17 protein-coding genes are annotated in these 14,549 nt (G+C 41.9%); 4 read left to right on the plus strand and 13 right to left on the minus strand.

All coding sequences use genetic code 11. The features are described from left to right. Positions 1 to 8: 8 nt before the first annotated feature. Genes lpoB through CWB80_RS05275 form a run of 3 tightly spaced genes read right to left on the minus strand, consistent with a single transcriptional unit; the run spans position 9 to position 2,429 of the window. Positions 9 to 620, minus strand: coding sequence for a penicillin-binding protein activator LpoB (gene lpoB / locus CWB80_RS05265; protein WP_054552953.1), 612 nt, complete (start codon positions 618 to 620; stop codon positions 9 to 11). A gap of 10 nt (positions 621 to 630) precedes the next feature. Further along, on the minus strand, positions 631 to 1,056 hold the full coding sequence (locus CWB80_RS05270) for a YcfL family putative periplasmic lipoprotein (RefSeq protein WP_054552954.1): 426 nt from the start codon (positions 1,054 to 1,056) through the stop codon (positions 631 to 633). Positions 1,057 to 1,064: 8 nt separating this feature from the next. After that, positions 1,065 to 2,429: a COG3014 family protein gene (locus CWB80_RS05275; RefSeq protein ID WP_138600094.1), complete on the minus strand. Its 1,365-nt coding sequence runs from the start codon at positions 2,427 to 2,429 to the stop codon at positions 1,065 to 1,067. Positions 2,430 to 2,563: 134 nt separating this feature from the next. On the opposite strand from CWB80_RS05275, the gene CWB80_RS05280 reads away from it, so the two are divergent. Continuing rightward, a complete protein-coding gene (locus tag CWB80_RS05280) occupies positions 2,564 to 3,436 on the plus strand; it encodes a DMT family transporter (RefSeq protein WP_249362523.1) in 873 nt (290 codons plus the stop codon). A gap of 1 nt (position 3,437) precedes the next feature. Here CWB80_RS05280 and CWB80_RS05285 read toward each other — a convergent pair whose 3' ends face one another. From CWB80_RS05285 to CWB80_RS05315, 7 genes are all read right to left on the minus strand, one after another. Beyond that, positions 3,438 to 4,118, minus strand: coding sequence for a M15 family metallopeptidase (locus CWB80_RS05285; protein ID WP_138600093.1), 681 nt, complete (start codon positions 4,116 to 4,118; stop codon positions 3,438 to 3,440). Continuing rightward, complete coding sequence (gene dapE / locus CWB80_RS05290; RefSeq protein WP_138600092.1) at positions 4,115 to 5,245, minus strand: succinyl-diaminopimelate desuccinylase; 1,131 nt, start codon at positions 5,243 to 5,245, stop codon at positions 4,115 to 4,117. Before dapE ends, CWB80_RS05285 begins: the two co-directional genes overlap by 4 nt. Beyond that, a complete protein-coding gene (locus tag CWB80_RS05295; RefSeq protein WP_054561266.1) occupies positions 5,245 to 5,589 on the minus strand; it encodes an ArsC family reductase in 345 nt (114 codons plus the stop codon). Before CWB80_RS05295 ends, dapE begins: the two co-directional genes overlap by 1 nt. A gap of 5 nt (positions 5,590 to 5,594) precedes the next feature. After that, positions 5,595 to 6,092 (minus strand): PTS glucose transporter subunit IIA, encoded by a 498-nt coding sequence (locus CWB80_RS05300; protein WP_138600091.1) that lies wholly within the window; start codon positions 6,090 to 6,092, stop codon positions 5,595 to 5,597. 3 nt (positions 6,093 to 6,095) lie between these two features. Continuing rightward, on the minus strand, positions 6,096 to 6,488 hold the full coding sequence (locus tag CWB80_RS05305) for an ACT domain-containing protein (protein ID WP_054552960.1): 393 nt from the start codon (positions 6,486 to 6,488) through the stop codon (positions 6,096 to 6,098). Positions 6,489 to 6,697: 209 nt separating this feature from the next. Beyond that, complete coding sequence (gene pta, locus CWB80_RS05310; RefSeq protein WP_138600090.1) at positions 6,698 to 8,854, minus strand: phosphate acetyltransferase; 2,157 nt, start codon at positions 8,852 to 8,854, stop codon at positions 6,698 to 6,700. A 4-nt stretch (positions 8,855 to 8,858) separates the two neighbouring features. Next, the gene (locus CWB80_RS05315) at positions 8,859 to 10,073 is read right to left on the minus strand and encodes an acetate kinase (protein ID WP_138600089.1); all 1,215 of its coding nucleotides are present in this window, start codon (positions 10,071 to 10,073) and stop codon (positions 8,859 to 8,861) included. A gap of 290 nt (positions 10,074 to 10,363) precedes the next feature. Between CWB80_RS05315 and yfbV the strand changes: the two genes are divergently transcribed. After that, a complete protein-coding gene (gene yfbV, locus CWB80_RS05320; RefSeq protein WP_054552963.1) occupies positions 10,364 to 10,810 on the plus strand; it encodes a terminus macrodomain insulation protein YfbV in 447 nt (148 codons plus the stop codon). Here the strand turns inward: yfbV and CWB80_RS05325 are convergent. Genes CWB80_RS05325 through xthA form a run of 3 tightly spaced genes read right to left on the minus strand, consistent with a single transcriptional unit; the run spans position 10,807 to position 13,057 of the window. Next, positions 10,807 to 11,604: a putative RNA methyltransferase gene (locus tag CWB80_RS05325; protein ID WP_138600088.1), complete on the minus strand. Its 798-nt coding sequence runs from the start codon at positions 11,602 to 11,604 to the stop codon at positions 10,807 to 10,809. The two genes, yfbV and CWB80_RS05325, sit on opposite strands and share 4 nt — an antisense overlap. Continuing rightward, positions 11,601 to 12,251 carry an energy-coupling factor ABC transporter permease gene (locus CWB80_RS05330; protein ID WP_138600087.1) on the minus strand — a complete coding sequence of 217 codons (651 nt, stop codon included), beginning with the start codon at positions 12,249 to 12,251 and terminating at the stop codon, positions 11,601 to 11,603. Before CWB80_RS05330 ends, CWB80_RS05325 begins: the two co-directional genes overlap by 4 nt. Next, complete coding sequence (xthA, locus tag CWB80_RS05335; RefSeq protein WP_138600086.1) at positions 12,248 to 13,057, minus strand: exodeoxyribonuclease III; 810 nt, start codon at positions 13,055 to 13,057, stop codon at positions 12,248 to 12,250. Before xthA ends, CWB80_RS05330 begins: the two co-directional genes overlap by 4 nt. Positions 13,058 to 13,300: 243 nt before the next feature. Between xthA and CWB80_RS05340 the strand changes: the two genes are divergently transcribed. Both CWB80_RS05340 and CWB80_RS05345 read left to right on the plus strand, forming a co-directional pair. Beyond that, positions 13,301 to 13,732 carry a hypothetical protein gene (locus CWB80_RS05340; RefSeq protein WP_054552966.1) on the plus strand — a complete coding sequence of 144 codons (432 nt, stop codon included), beginning with the start codon at positions 13,301 to 13,303 and terminating at the stop codon, positions 13,730 to 13,732. Positions 13,733 to 13,938: 206 nt separating this feature from the next. Next, entirely contained in the window at positions 13,939 to 14,460 is a 522-nt protein-coding gene (locus CWB80_RS05345) for an EF-hand domain-containing protein (RefSeq protein WP_138600085.1), read from the plus strand. The last annotated feature ends 89 nt before the right edge of the window (positions 14,461 to 14,549 follow it).

A 14,549-nucleotide genomic window follows, 5' to 3' on the forward strand; every position in this document is an offset into this window, starting at 1 on the left:
CCTCCTGACTACCAGCCAAAGGTTGATTTCTCACGTGTTTTACGGATTTCAGTTTCATCAGCCCATTCAACTAAGCCGCTTTTTAAATCCATTAAACGCATAGTGAATTTGTAATACACATCAGCCTTGTCAGCATTTGATTTAACAATGCTCGATAAGTTGCCGTATAACATATATTGCGCACCAACTTGCTGGCCAAAGGCAATAGCGGTATTTGGATCAACTAGTGGATCGACGTTTTGGAAATTAAGTTGTTCGCGCACAGCTTCAACACGGGTCATATCAACAAAGCGGAACTTACCACTGCGTAATAACTGTGTTGAGATTGAATCAGTAATTGATTCAGTATCAATATGCTCGCTCGTTTTGTTTTTAATACGCTCAACAAACACGATAGGGCGAGTATTTGCTGTCATGGTGCCAACCACAGGTGAAGCAAGTAACGAGTCTGTCATTTGGCTTGCTACTTTTTGTAGATCCGTTGAGCCAAAATTGATATCTGTGGTTTCAACAGCTTGCGCATCACCATAGCTAACAACGGCTTTATTAGCACAGCCAGATAGTAACAAAGCGCTTGTCATTGCAACGGCCGCAGCCGACTTAACAGAAAGTAATTTCATTGTAGTATCCTTAATCTTCAAATTCTTGTGCTTCTGTTGACACTTCACGCACTGCAAGCGAGAAGGTGACAGCATTTGCTGTCGGGGCTAGGCCCGGTAATTGAGTTTTAGCAAATCCAAATAAAGTAATGGGTTGCCAAGGTGAGTGGTTGCCACGAATAACAAAGCCATCAGCGTCATACCAAGTAAATTGATATTGTAAGTATTGAGACTTTTTATATTGGCTTGCCAGTGTCACAACCACATCAGTTAAGCCGTTCGTTTGGCGTGTTTTTACATCTGTAATGGCTAATTTCTTGCCAAGTTCAGGGTTATTAACAATCAGTTGTTGGTTATACTGTTGTGATGCCTGCTCAACCCCAATGCCAGAAGTGGTAGGGCGTGAGGAGCAAGCCGCAACAAGTAAAATGGTTAATAGTGGCACTAAGTATTTCATCATTGCTCCTAGAGTTGTACAACGTGTGTGTCGTAGTAGTTATTTATGGAAGTTAGAAAAATCAAGGTTAACCCTTGCTTACCAACCGTAAAAGTTATTTCGCCATGCCCTGGCACAGTTAAAGTGTGCTGACCTGTGGGCATTGGGTGCTGAGCAATGCTAAGTTGGCTTGGTAAAGTCAACCAGCTTCGTGTATCAGCTTGCTCAGATGCAACGTTATAAATGTTGGCTAAAATGTTACCAACATCGCCGCCACTTCTTGCTAACTCTGCACGTACCTTTTCTTTTGCTACCAGACGTATTACTTGTCGGGTTATTCTGCCAGCACTTTGATCCTTTAATGTCTTCGCCGCTAGCGCTTCGAGCCTAACAATGGGCGTCAGTGGCAAATTTTCGCCATCGAGAGTCACTGTTTTATCACTGGCCGCATAGGGCGCAGCGCGATAAACTGGCATGGCAACACTATAAAAGCGTGCATCGCCACGCGAAGTATAAATAGGTAACCGTAAATTAAACTCTTGCCTTGCTGGTATTAAACCTTGCTCTGCAATTACAATTACTTGGCCTGTGTTTGCTTGAGCTTGCTTTAATTTGCCAAAGCGTTTGCTAAATTCTTCAAAGTCCTGATCAAAACCTTGTTTTTTGGCAAGGCGTAACACTGCTTGCTGTAAGTAGCTATTCTCACTGTTTATTTCGAGCGCTTTCTTATAGTCGATATAGGCATCATCAAATTGTTTATCTGCCTCATAAAGTAGGGCCGATAAATAAAACGTAAAAGCATTTTGAAAGCCATTTTTGACATTACCAATTAACTCGGCCATATCAGGGTAGCCTTGAGCGGAGTTTTCCGCTTGTTCATCAAGTGCGGCTTGATTATCTTTTAGTGCATCTTCTTGCACTTTATTAGCGCGTCTAACTTCAACTAATGCAGATTCAAGTTGTTTATCAAATACATAACTCAGTGCTTTGTAGCTATGCAGCATGGTCATTTCATAGGCTGCTGGCTCATAACCAATCACTGAGTCATTGGTTAATAATGAATTTGTTTGCTCAAGGCCTGCACTTAGCTGTACTTTGGCTGCTTGACGCTTTTTTTCCATATTTTGATAAACAGCTTCAAAGGTCTCATTGGCCTGAGAATTTTGTTTAGCCAAAAACTCAAGACGGGCCGTTTCAAGCTGATTTAACAAATAGTTACTATGGCCTCGGCTGTTACTTGGCAAAAGCTGCTGAGCACTTGCTATGTTATTTTGAGAAACAGCTTGGCGCACAGGTCTTAGCTGCGTCGCATAATCTTGGAATAGATCAGTAATACCTATGGTACTGCAACCAGATAACAGTAAAGCAGCTCCAATAAATAAACGTCGATGCACTGAACACTCCTTTTAAACAATGTACTCAGATTAGCATACGCGGCTTAACCTTATATGATAAATTATGTAAAAAATCGTAAGTTAATAGACAACTTTCTGGTCTTTATATTTTTTATGTTAAAGGAACACCGCATTTGTTAAGCACTGTACTGTATACCTTGATTGCACTTTGTGCGTTTGCAGCTAACTCTTTGCTGTGCCGAATGGCATTGCAAAGTGGTGATATTGATCCGTTAAGTTTTACTGCCATTCGCTTAGCAAGTGGCGCGTTTATGCTGCTTGGCTTACTTTTATGGCAAACAAAGCTAAAGCAAACAAAATCACAATCAGCTAAACCTTTAACCGATAAAGGTAATAATATCAGTGCGCTTAGTTTATTTGTTTACGCGCTGTGCTTTTCAGTTGCCTATGTTGATTTAAACACAGGCACAGGCGCACTTATCTTATTTTCGGCAGTGCAGTTAACTATGATAGGTCATAGTGTTTTAAATAAAGAACCACTCAGTAAAGTGCAGTGGGGGGCTTTGTTTATCGCTTTTGCGGGTTTTATTTACTTAATGCTGCCCTCAGCCACCGTGCCTTCTTTCATGCCAGCAATGCTCATGGCGTTAAGTGGCGTAGCGTGGGGTGTTTACAGTATTCGCGGAAAATCATGCAGCTCACCTTTGCAAGCAACCAGCTTTAACTTTCTAAGAAGTTTAATACTTGTGCCAATTTTAGTCTTTCTAGCCGTGGTTGACTGGCAGGGTATCACAGCAACTGGCGTTTATTTGGCGATAGCTTCAGGAGCGCTTGCATCTGGGTTTGGTTATAGCATTTGGTACATAGCATTACCTAGGCTTAAAAGTAGCCAAGCAGGGGTGGTGCAGCTAACCGTGCCTGTGCTTGCCACATTAGCTGGGGTGGTGGTTTTAGATGAGCAATTAACAGCGCGTTTAGTTGTAGCCAGCGCCTTAATTCTTGGCGCTGTACTGGTGTTTTTGATGGCTAAAAAGCGCAGTGTCTAGATTAGGGCTTATTAACATTTAATACGTAGCGTTCATACAGGGTGTTTAGTTCGGCTAGTATCGCTTGTTTACCGCTGAGCTCACTTTGTTCAATAGATTGCTGTAATGTTGCAACTGACAAATACTGCATCATCTTAGCTGATACACCGATATGGCTGATATGCCAAGGCTCAGGGGCAACTCCACCTTTGTACTCTTGGTAAGGGCGATAAAAACCATACTTTTCTAAGTTATCGTCAAGCCATGCAGCAAGCTTGGCAAAGGGCCCTGTGGGTGAATACTCATCAGGCGTTAATTGCAGCTGGTAATCATCGTCAATAGGGTGGGTATCGTAAATGTCGAGGTCGGTACCAAAGTGGTGCCTGCTTGCCCCCGGAAGTGCTGAGTAAAGCATAATAGCGTGGCACTTTTCAGTATCACTTAGGCTTGCTAAATCTACCGTTTGTTGCTCAAGGGTGTAAACCGGTCGAAGGCCCTGAAATTTAGCATTCCAAATAGCACTTTGACGATGAAAGTCGCGAAAGCTTGAGGCAATTGTCAGATCAATACCTGCTTCTTTTGCCCCTTGCTGCAGAGCTAAAAAATCATTAACAATATCACGATGCAAGCGATGATTTTGTAGCTCAACTAAATGTGAGCTACTTAACCCCGTGGCGCATTGTTTAAGCTCGGTTTGGTTCATGTAAGCAGTTGCTCTAAAATGACTTCGTAAATATCAGCTAGTTGAATTAAATCATCGGTGCTAACACATTCATCTACTTTATGAATAGTTTCATTACGCGGACCAAGCTCAATGACTTTGGCACCCGTTTGTGCGATAAAGCGACCATCAGAAGTACCGCCGGTAGTTTCAAGTGCGGTGTCGCGTCCAGTTACCTGCTTAATAGCGTGCACGGTGGCATCAACTAACGGGCCATGGTCGGTTAAAAACGGTAGTCCATTAACAATCCAATTTAGCTCGTAATTGAGGTTGTGTTTCTCAACAATATCAACCACTCGTTGCTGTAGCTGTTGGTGAGTTACTTCGGTGCTAAAGCGAAAGTTAAATTGAATTTCAAGCTCACCTGGGATCACATTACCGGCACCAGTGCCACCGTTAATATTCGAAACTTGAAAGCTGGTTGCAGGGAAAAATTCGTTACCTTGATCCCACTCGGTTTGACTCAGTTCAGTTAACGCAGGAGCAGCTAAATGAATTGGGTTTTGCGCTAAATGCGGGTAAGCAACATGGCCTTGCACACCTTTAACAGTTAAAAAGCCAGTTAAAGAACCGCGACGACCATTTTTTACTACATCACCAAGCACATCACGTGAAGAGGGTTCGCCAACTAGGCATAAATCAATCTTCTCACCTCGTGCTTCAAGAGTATCGATAACACGGGTTGTGCCGTTGATAAACGGGCCTTCTTCATCAGACGTAATTAAAAACGAAATTGACCCTTTATGATCTGGGTGTTTAGTCACAAAACGCTCTGTGGCAACCACCATAGCAGCTAAAGAGCCTTTCATATCGGCTGCACCGCGGCCATGTAACATACCGTCTTTTACCAGTGCTGAAAAAGGCGGGTACTGCCAATTTTTTGCAGGACCTGTTGGTACAACATCTGTGTGACCAGCAAAACAAAAATGCGGTGACGCATCTCCCTTACGAGCCCAAGTATTCAAGGTATCAGTGAAAAACAGTGATTCAATATTAAAGCCTAGTTTTTCAAGGCGTTCGTTCATTAACGCTTGGCAACCAGCATCTTCAGGCGTTACTGATTCACGCTGAATAAGCGCTTGAGCAAGTTCAATAACAGGGTGAGTCATTAGGCAAAAATCTCATCGTATTGAGCGGCTTTAAAACCTAAGTGGTATTGGCCGTTATGCACAAGTACCGGGCGCTTGATCATCGCAGGTTGCTCAACCAGCAATGCTAATGCAGATTCTTTATCTAGGTTTTGCTTTTGCTCATCAGATAATTGACGGTAAGTTGTGCCGCGTTTATTAACTAAATCTTGCCAATCAATGTGCGCTGCAAACTCATTAACTAGCTCAGCACTAATGCCGTCTTTACGGTAATCATGGAAAGTAAATTCTTGATTGTTATCAGTTAAATATTTCTTGGCTTTTTTGATTGTATCGCAATTGCTGATACCGTACATGATAGTCATAAATTCTACTTTTTAGTTACAGTGAGTAATGTGTCTACCCCAGCAGTGACCTGAGATAGTGAATAATATAGGGGTCCAAGATGTTGGCTATTGAGAACACATAGGGTGCCAAGCATAGGGCTGCTCAGCTCGCGTAAATCAAAATAGGCCAATCGTTCACCTTGGTTAATTTTACTGCCGTTTAATTTAGCGATATTGGTGTGGTTGATATGTTCTTCAACCGATGAAAACGATAAGTTTAATAAAACTTTTAAACCGTTTTTTGCCTGTAAAATGTATTCTTTACCGGCATTTTTAACTTGTAATAAGGTGCCATCGAATGGCGCGATTATGTTGTGGCTGGTTAGTTCAACACTAATGCCTGGGCCAAGGGTGGCAAAACGAAAAAATGGCTCAGGGTGCTCGCTAATGCTTTTTACACGCCCAGTAAATGGGCTTTTAATGGCCATGCAGCGCGCTTTTCTGAGGCTGCGTTCGGGTAAGTATTGAACTTCGTTAGTCATGGCTTATTTAACATCACCTAGCACATGGTAACCGTCTTTTTTCAGAGCTGTAATGGCTTTGGCCATACTTTGCTTTTTCACCAATACATAATCGGTATCGTAAGTTGATAAAGCAAAAATCGAAATTGACGCTTTTGCTAGTACGCCAGAAATGTTCGCCATAATACCTGTTAATGAAAAACCAAGTGGGCCAATGACTTCCAGTGCTTGCCAGTCGGTTTCTTGGTCCAGACTGTCGAGCTGGAAACTACTAGGGCAGACAATAGACAGCTCATCAGCCGTTTTTGCAATAAAGAAAATAGCTTGTTGGAGTAAGGCTGGGTCAATCGTCGCATCGACATCTAAACTATGAATGGTAAGTTCTTCACTATGAAGTTGTAACGTTTGTTTTGACATCTGCGATCCTATCTTTGAAGCCTTTGAATTTATAGTATAGGTAAACAAAGTTAAGATAAAGCGCAATAATTTTGATTGCTGAGGTTTTACTCAATATCGCTGTTGAGGTTGTCCACAGATTCTGTGGATAAATATGGGAATAGGTCAGTATAAAGAAGCTAATAGGCTAATTTATAAAGGGTTTATAAATTAGCCTAAATTTTGAAGGGTTAATTTTCTAAGCTTTCAACTTGCTTAGCTTGAATCGCTGTAAGGGCAATGGTGTAAACAATATCGTCTACTAATGCACCACGGCTCAAGTCATTTACCGGCTTACGCATACCTTGCAGCATAGGGCCAATACTAATTAAATCGGCACTCCGTTGAACGGCTTTATAGGTTGTATTACCCGTATTTAAATCAGGGAATACAAACACTGTTGCTTTACCTGCAACCGGGCTGTCTGGTGCTTTCTTAAGTGCTACGTTTTCCATAATTGCAGCGTCGTACTGAAGCGGGCCATCAATCACTAAATCAGGACGCTTTTGCTGGGCAAGTTTAGTGGCTTCACGCACTTTTTCTACATCAGCACCTGAACCCGAGGTACCCGTACTGTAGCTTATCATTGCAACACGCGGTTCAATACCAAACGCAGCCGCTGAATCAGCTGATTGAATCGCGATATCGGCCAGTTGCTCTGCTGTTGGGTCTGGGTTGATTGCACAGTCACCATAAACCAGAACTTGATCAGGTAACAACATAAAGAACACTGACGATACCAACGATGAACCCGGTGCAGTTTTAATTAATTGTAACGGCGGGCGAATCGTATTTGCTGTAGTGTTAACCGCACCCGACACTAGGCCATCTACTTTGCCTTGTTCAAGCATCATAGTACCAAGCACCACGTTATCCAGTAATTGCTCTTGAGCAACCACTTCTGTTAAGCCTTTGTTTTTGCGAATTTCGACCATAGGCGCAACGTAATCGTTGATCACATCACTTGGCTCAACAATAGTTACGTTATCGTTAAGCTCCACACCTTGTTGCTCAGCAATACGTAAAATCTCTTCTTTGTCACCAAGTAAGATTGTTTTTGCAATGCCACGTTGACCACAAATTGCCGCAGCTTTAATTGTGCGCGGCTCATTACCTTCTGGTAAAACAACCGTTTTATTCGCTTGACGAGCTTTGTCTGTCAGTAAGAAGCGAAACGCTGGTGGAGACATTTTACGAGTACGACCAACACTTTGTGCCAGGCTGTCTAACCAGTCAGAGTCAATATGGCTGGCGTTGTGATCTTTTACTTTATCGATACGTTGGTCATCATCACACGGTACTTCCATATTGAAGTTGTGCAGTAATAAAGACGTGCGCCACGTATCTTCTTGTGTTGCTAGGATTGGCAGGCCAGTATCCATCGCTTGTTCGCATAATTTCATGATGCGATCTTCAGGTTTAAAGCCACCGGTTAATAAAATAGCCCCAAGCTTGGTACCATTCATAGCCGATAAACAAGCGGCAACGAGTACATCAGAGCGATCGCCCGGAGTGACCAGTAATGCACCTGGGGTAAAGTGGCTTAAAATATTCGATACAGTACGAGCACAGAAAGTAACGCGACGTAAACGACGGTGAGCCATGTCGCCTTCATTAATAACTTCAGCCTTTAGGTATTCACATAAATCACGCACACGCGGCGCTACTAGGTCGAAATCCCACGGGATTGAACCTAATAATTTAAATGGGTGCTTTCTGAAAATAGGCAGCGATGCTAAACGGTTTAATTCGTTTTCAAGTTGTTCAGGCTCATGGGCTTCAACAAGGTCTGCACGGGCACGACCTTCGTCATCTAAAGGTGCATTAACTTTATTGAAAATACAGCCTAACACGCGAGGGTGGTTAACACCGCCATAGTTGCCTGAGGCGATTTCTAAACGGTCTTCAATTTGGTCATTGCTGTCGTTACTAGGTGTTAAAACAAAAACTATATCAGCACCCAGTGTTTGCGCGATTTCACGGTTTACACGACCAGCATATGGCTGACGACGTGTTGGCACCATACCTTCGATAATAGCAATTTCGTCTTCTTTAATAGTGCTTTCAAAGCGCTCTACGATTTCTTCTAGTAAATCGTCGCCTTTACCATCACCAATCATTTGCTCTGCATAGCTAAGCTCAAATGGTGTCGGCGGATTAATTGGTGAGCCATGGGTAACAATTTGCGTCGACTTTTCAGGACCTGTATCGCCAGAACGTGGCTGTGCAATTGGCTTGAAAAAGTTCACTTTGAGCGCTTTTTGCTCAAGCGCACGCACTAAACCAACAGAAACAGATGTTAAACCAACCCCAGTCGAAATAGGGATCAACATAATTCTACGTGCCATTTACTTAACCCTCCTTTGCAATGCGGGCTGCATCGTTAGCAATAACCCATTCTTCGTTGGTCGGGATCACAAACGCTTTAGCATGCGTTTGGCCTTTTGAAATTAAGCCTTCTTTACCAAAACGTGCCGCTAAGTTTGCAGCTTCGTCACACTCAAGGCCTAAAAAGCCTAATTGGGTGATCACTTTGTCTCGAATGATATCTGAGTTTTCACCAATACCACCGGTGAAAATAAGCGCATCAAGGCGCTGCACAGGCACTAAGAATGCGGCGATTTGTTTTGCTAAACGGTAGCAAAAAATATCGAGCGCAAGGTTCGCTTGCGGGTGGCCTTCAACAGCGGCTTCTTCAATAGTGCGACAGTCATTTGATAGTTCACTAATACCTAACAGGCCACTTTGCTTATTAAGTAAGTCATCAATTTCTTGCACTGAATAATTAAGTTGCTGAGTTAAAAACGTGAATAAACCCGGGTCGATACTACCACTGCGGGTACCCATCACTAAGCCTTCAAGCGGTGTAAGGCCCATACTGGTATCAACACTCTTACCATCTTTAATCGCACATACCGAACAACCATTACCTAAATGTGCACTGATCACATTGGTTTGGTCGCGCTCTTTGCCGAGCATTTTTGCCGCTTCACCTGCAACATAATAATGGCTTGTACCATGGAAGCCATAACGTCTTACGCCGTGCTCTTTATAAAGCGAGTAAGGCAGGGCGTATAAGTAAGCAATATTTGGCATGCTTTGATGAAATGCTGTATCAAACACCGCAATTTGTGGCAGCGCTGAGAACGCTTGCTGTGCAGTACGAATGCCCAATAAGTTGGCTGGGTTATGAAGTGGTGCAAGTGCGGCTGTTTTTTCGATAGCTGCAAGTACATCATCGTCGATAAGCACAGATTCAGTGAAATGCTCACCACCGTGTACAACACGATGACCCACAGCAATTAAATTATCCGCAAGGCCTAACTCATTAACTAGCTTCACAAGCTCAGCAATGGCTGCATCGTGGGCTTGGCCCTTTGCAAGCTCAATAAGTTGTTTTTCACCATTATATTTATATTTGATTGAAGGCGTGTCTGAGCCAAGGCGCTCAGCTAAACCAGAAATAACTTCGTCAGAAGTGGCGGCATCTAAAATGGCAAATTTTAAACTTGAACTACCACAGTTCAGTACTAAAACATGTTGTGGTGAGCAAAGGGGCGTCGACATAGCTAGGTCCTAAAAGTACGATATCAGTCAGTGTATATTAAGGCTTGATAATTAGAATTCTTTGCCAGTATAGTAAATAAGTATTTTGTTGCTACACTTAACAAAGCTAGGCTGTAATTATACTAAAGTCTGGTTGACTTAAGCCGATAACATTTTATCTCATTTAGACTTTAAACGTTAGTCTCCTAACCATTAATTTGGTATTAAAACTAGGACAGGTTTTGCAGGGATTGTATCCGGGAGTGTGTTACACTCGGTTGTGAAACAAGTTGAAAACCCTAGGAGTGATGATGCAAAAAGGTGTCATGTCACAAGTGCAAACAGGTCGTCAGTACGCTAAAAAATGGCCGATGCGACAAGAGCTCGCTCCATTGTTTGCCGAATTTAGAGTGATCAAGGCCACTGATCTGGCAATTACAGTGATGCCAATATTGGCAATGCTGACCGTATTTATGCAAGTTAATTACTTAGGTAGTGATTATTTTCCACAAGCTATCACGATCGCGCTTTTCTTTTTATCATTACCGCTGCAAGGTTTGTTGTGGCTAGGCCGCCGTGCAGAAACCCGTTTAGAGCCAGCAATGCTAAGTTGGTATACCGAGCTGCACAGTAAAATGAAGGCGCATGGTTATCAGTCACAATTAACGACTGAAAAACCACGCTACACTGACTTAGCTCAATTATTAAAAGACATGTTCGAAAAAATGGATAAAGCCTTCACTAAAGAGCACTTCTAATCGCGAACAAACTGGCTCACATAAAACGATAACGTTACTTTTTGTGGGCCTTGTTGCTCTATCTGTTGCCAATGCTCTGGGCGAAACTTCCAAGCAAACGGCGTCATCATAATTAAATGTTTAATCTCATCGACAGACAACAGCACCTGTTGCTCTAATAAGTTTATCGACTCTTTGCTAAAGCCTGCTGGTGGTTCTATCTCAGTATGCGGTTTTACATCGGCATAAATAAACGCTTTTAACTCTTTAAGGTGCCAAGGCCCAGGGCTTGCAACAATTAAACTAGCTTGCGGCTTGGCAAGGCGGGCAAGCTCTTGTGCAAATAAAGGGGCAAACACACTAACAAGCACATCAGCCTGCGCATCTGCAAAAGGGGCTTGGCTAATCGACGCGACACTAAAATGCGCATTTTCGTAGCGCTTAGCGGCGTATTTTACCGCGGGCTTAGAAATATCGACACCATATACATCGGCACTCGACTGCGCTGCTATAGCTTGAGTATAAAAACCTTCACCACAGCCTAAATCAATCACTGAACTTGGTTCGAGAGATGCCACTAACTCAGCTAAAGCCTGCTGTAAAAACAAATAGTGTCCGGCACTTAAAAAAGCGCGGCGAGCCTGCACCATTTCAAGGTTATCGCCCGGTTGTTTCGACTTTTTATTTTGCACGGGAAGTAAATTGACATAACCCTCTTTGGCGATATCAAAACTGTGGTTATTGTCACAACGGTAAGTTTTGTCGTTTAGAGTGAGTTCAAGTTTGCAAAGCGGGCAGTGGTAGTGAAGACTCATGAGTCTAAATAGTCCTTATCATAAAAGGTTTTAACCCAATGAGGGCGATAGGTGATCATCAAGGTAATGGCCATACCATTGAGCATTGCTTCAGGAAACCAAATTATGGCACACAGAATCAGATAATTTTCTGAAATCTCAATAAAACTGTAATCACCAAGCAAGTAATAAAACACACCGCTGGTAAGTATTTTAATACAGGCGGTAACAGCAGCGGTTAAAAACGCGCATAAAAAGATATAAATAAAAAAGTGTCTCGGCAGGTAGCTATAACAAAGCACAAAACACAAATAGCTCAATGTAATTGGTAAAAAAGCAGTAAACAATAAATGCACTGGCAGTATTGATACTGGCAACTGAGCGACTAATACCAAGAGTAAACTTGCAAGAAGGCTTGCAAAAATAGCCAGCCGCCAACCTAAAATTAGGGTCACTGCAGTAACCCCTAAAATATGCAATTCGAGGCCTGGCAATATCCCCGCTTTAATGCGCCACAGTACCGCAAGTACTAAAGCACATGCGAGCACACCCACTTGTCTTATTGGCGTTGCCAATAATTGTGATGCGCTTTGCTTATCAAAGCTGAGCCAAAGTATTATAGCCACACAGCTCCACAAAGGGAGCTGCCATTGCAGTGTGTCTATCATGCGTTAAATGTTGACCAAATTGGCGCATGATCAGATGGTTTTTCGATACCTCGCAATTCGTAATCGATACCAGACTCAACACAACGCTCAGCAAGAGCTGGAGTTGCTAAGATCACATCAATACGTAGACCACGGTTGTCATCAAAACCTTTTGAGCGGTAATCAAACCACGAGTATTGCTCAGTTTTTTCTGGGTAAAGTTCACGGAAGGTATCTTTAAAGCCCCAGTTTAATAAAGTGCTTAACCATTCACGCTCTTCAGGTTGGAAAGAACACTTACCTGTTTTTAACCAGCGCTTACGGTTTGGTTCACCAATACCAATGTCGAGATCGGTCGGTGAAATATTAATGTCGCCCATCACAATAACATCTTGCTCTGGCGTGTGGTTATCTTCTAAGTGAGTCATTAAATCTTTATAGAATTGACGCTTATAAGGGAATTTGGTTTCGTGGGAAATATTATCCCCTTGCGGGAAGTAGCCATTCATCACCGTTAGGTCACGACCATTTTCTTGTGTCACGGTAACACTGATCATACGACGCTGTGATTCGTCGGTATCGGTTGCAAAGCCTTTAACAACTGATTTTGGCTCTTGTTTACATAACATTGCCACGCCGTAATGTGCTTTTTGACCGTGAAAATAAACGTGATAACCCATTTTTTGCACATCTTCGAGAGGGAAGGCCTCATCATGTACTTTGATTTCTTGTAAGCCAATAATATCTGGTTGATGTTTATCAATTACGGCTTGCAATTGGTGTAAACGAGCGCGCAGGCCGTTAATGTTAAATGAGATTACCTTCATGGTGCACCTATTATTTTTGTTTCAGTGTTTAGCGCAATTCTATCATCAAACTAGGGCTTATTCATGAGCTAATTACGAAAATCAAATTGGGTAAATGTTGATCAATTGCTGCTTAATTTAAAAACATTGTTAACTCACTATTAATTATTAAATTAAATAAATAATTCAGTTGATCTGCTTATTTTTGTTTATATAATGCGCGCAAACCACCCGTTCATATTATGTACTATTTAAAGGTAAACCATGAAAAAACAATTAGTGATGCTTTCTCTTGCATGTATCTCATTTGGCTCATTAGCAAGCAACCCGCACTACTTTTCAGCTGATAACAGTATTGAATCGAAGTTATGTAGCTTAAGTGCAAACGAAGGGTTTACCGCTGCACGCAAAGAAGCAGCAAAGCATGGCATTTCAATGTCACGTTTTTCAAAAAGCATTTTATGTAACGGTACTGACATTCGTGAAATTGCAAAAAAAGCACAATCACAAGAAGTAGCAAAAGCAGCGATTGAAGTGTTTGCTAAAAATGAGCAAAAAGAAACTCAACTTTGCATCACTGCACTTAAAAAAGGTTTAACACCTGTGCGTGAAAAAATTGGCAACTTAAACACGTTAAAATGTAATGGCGAAGCAGTAACAGACTTCGTTAAGCGTTACCAAAACGCAGCTATCTAATAGCGACAGTATACTTATTTGTAAAAAGCGCTCTTCGGAGCGCTTTTTTTATGAAAAAATTACAGCAACCTATGAAAAGCTTGCTAAATCATAGGCTTAACAGTAACTTAACTAGATTGTAAGTGCTTGATTTTAGTCAATAAGGCATTTTGGCATTCAACTTGAAATAGTCTAATTGAATCTAATCGACTACAAGGAAATGTCTTATGAAAAAGTTAACTTTAGCATCTACAATTTTAGCAGCACTAAGTCTTTCAGCATGTTCTGCAAGTAACTCTTTAGCAAAAATCGACAGCGATTTTGGCAGTCTAGATAATGACAATGACGGCTATATCTCTAAGGTAGAAGCTGACGATGATGCAATTTGGGAGCATTTTTCAAACATCGATACCAATATGGACGAGCAAATCAGCCGTACTGAATTTAATGCATACATGCAATTAAATACAGGCAAGGTGGCAGCTGATAGTGAGGTATCTGAATCAGCATTTAAAGCTGAAATCGCTAAATTTGACCCAATCGAAAATGACTTTAAATCGTTAGATAACGACAAAAATGGTTATGTTTCAATTGAAGAAGCCGATGACGACGATATCGCAAATCACTTTGGCTATATGGATAGCAACAAAGATAAGCGTATAAGCCGCACTGAGTTTGTTAATTACATTAGCAAATATGGCAGCGACGTTGCCGAAGATGATGCCCTTGAAATGGTTAAAAATAGCTAATTTCAAAATTCATTTATAAATATCCCCCAAAGCCAGTGTTTTACACTGGCTTTTTTACAATAATTTTTCCAACCTTGGCCGACTTCTGT

Source organism: Pseudoalteromonas sp. S1650 (assembly GCF_005887195.1).
In the GTDB taxonomy this organism is placed as follows: domain Bacteria; phylum Pseudomonadota; class Gammaproteobacteria; order Enterobacterales; family Alteromonadaceae; genus Pseudoalteromonas; species Pseudoalteromonas simplex.

Excerpts from the sequence above, each read along its gene's own strand:
- CWB80_RS05295 (WP_054561266.1), bottom strand. The coding sequence starts at position 5,589 with ATGACTATCATGTACGGTATCAGCAATTGCGATACAATCAAAAAAGCC.
- yfbV (WP_054552963.1), top strand. The coding sequence starts at position 10,364 with ATGCAAAAAGGTGTCATGTCACAAGTGCAAACAGGTCGTCAGTACGCT.
- pta (WP_138600090.1), bottom strand. The coding sequence starts at position 8,854 with ATGGCACGTAGAATTATGTTGATCCCTATTTCGACTGGGGTTGGTTTA.
- CWB80_RS05270 (WP_054552954.1), bottom strand. The coding sequence starts at position 1,056 with ATGAAATACTTAGTGCCACTATTAACCATTTTACTTGTTGCGGCTTGC.
- CWB80_RS05300 (WP_138600091.1), bottom strand. The coding sequence starts at position 6,092 with ATGACTAACGAAGTTCAATACTTACCCGAACGCAGCCTCAGAAAAGCG.
- CWB80_RS05330 (WP_138600087.1), bottom strand. The coding sequence starts at position 12,251 with ATGATAGACACACTGCAATGGCAGCTCCCTTTGTGGAGCTGTGTGGCT.
- lpoB (WP_054552953.1), bottom strand. The coding sequence starts at position 620 with ATGAAATTACTTTCTGTTAAGTCGGCTGCGGCCGTTGCAATGACAAGC.
- CWB80_RS05340 (WP_054552966.1), top strand. The coding sequence starts at position 13,301 with ATGAAAAAACAATTAGTGATGCTTTCTCTTGCATGTATCTCATTTGGC.
- CWB80_RS05315 (WP_138600089.1), bottom strand. The coding sequence starts at position 10,073 with ATGTCGACGCCCCTTTGCTCACCACAACATGTTTTAGTACTGAACTGT.
- CWB80_RS05285 (WP_138600093.1), bottom strand. The coding sequence starts at position 4,118 with ATGAACCAAACCGAGCTTAAACAATGCGCCACGGGGTTAAGTAGCTCA.
- dapE (WP_138600092.1), bottom strand. The coding sequence starts at position 5,245 with ATGACTCACCCTGTTATTGAACTTGCTCAAGCGCTTATTCAGCGTGAA.
- CWB80_RS05305 (WP_054552960.1), bottom strand. The coding sequence starts at position 6,488 with ATGTCAAAACAAACGTTACAACTTCATAGTGAAGAACTTACCATTCAT.
- xthA (WP_138600086.1), bottom strand. The coding sequence starts at position 13,057 with ATGAAGGTAATCTCATTTAACATTAACGGCCTGCGCGCTCGTTTACAC.
- CWB80_RS05345 (WP_138600085.1), top strand. The coding sequence starts at position 13,939 with ATGAAAAAGTTAACTTTAGCATCTACAATTTTAGCAGCACTAAGTCTT.
- CWB80_RS05325 (WP_138600088.1), bottom strand. The coding sequence starts at position 11,604 with ATGAGTCTTCACTACCACTGCCCGCTTTGCAAACTTGAACTCACTCTA.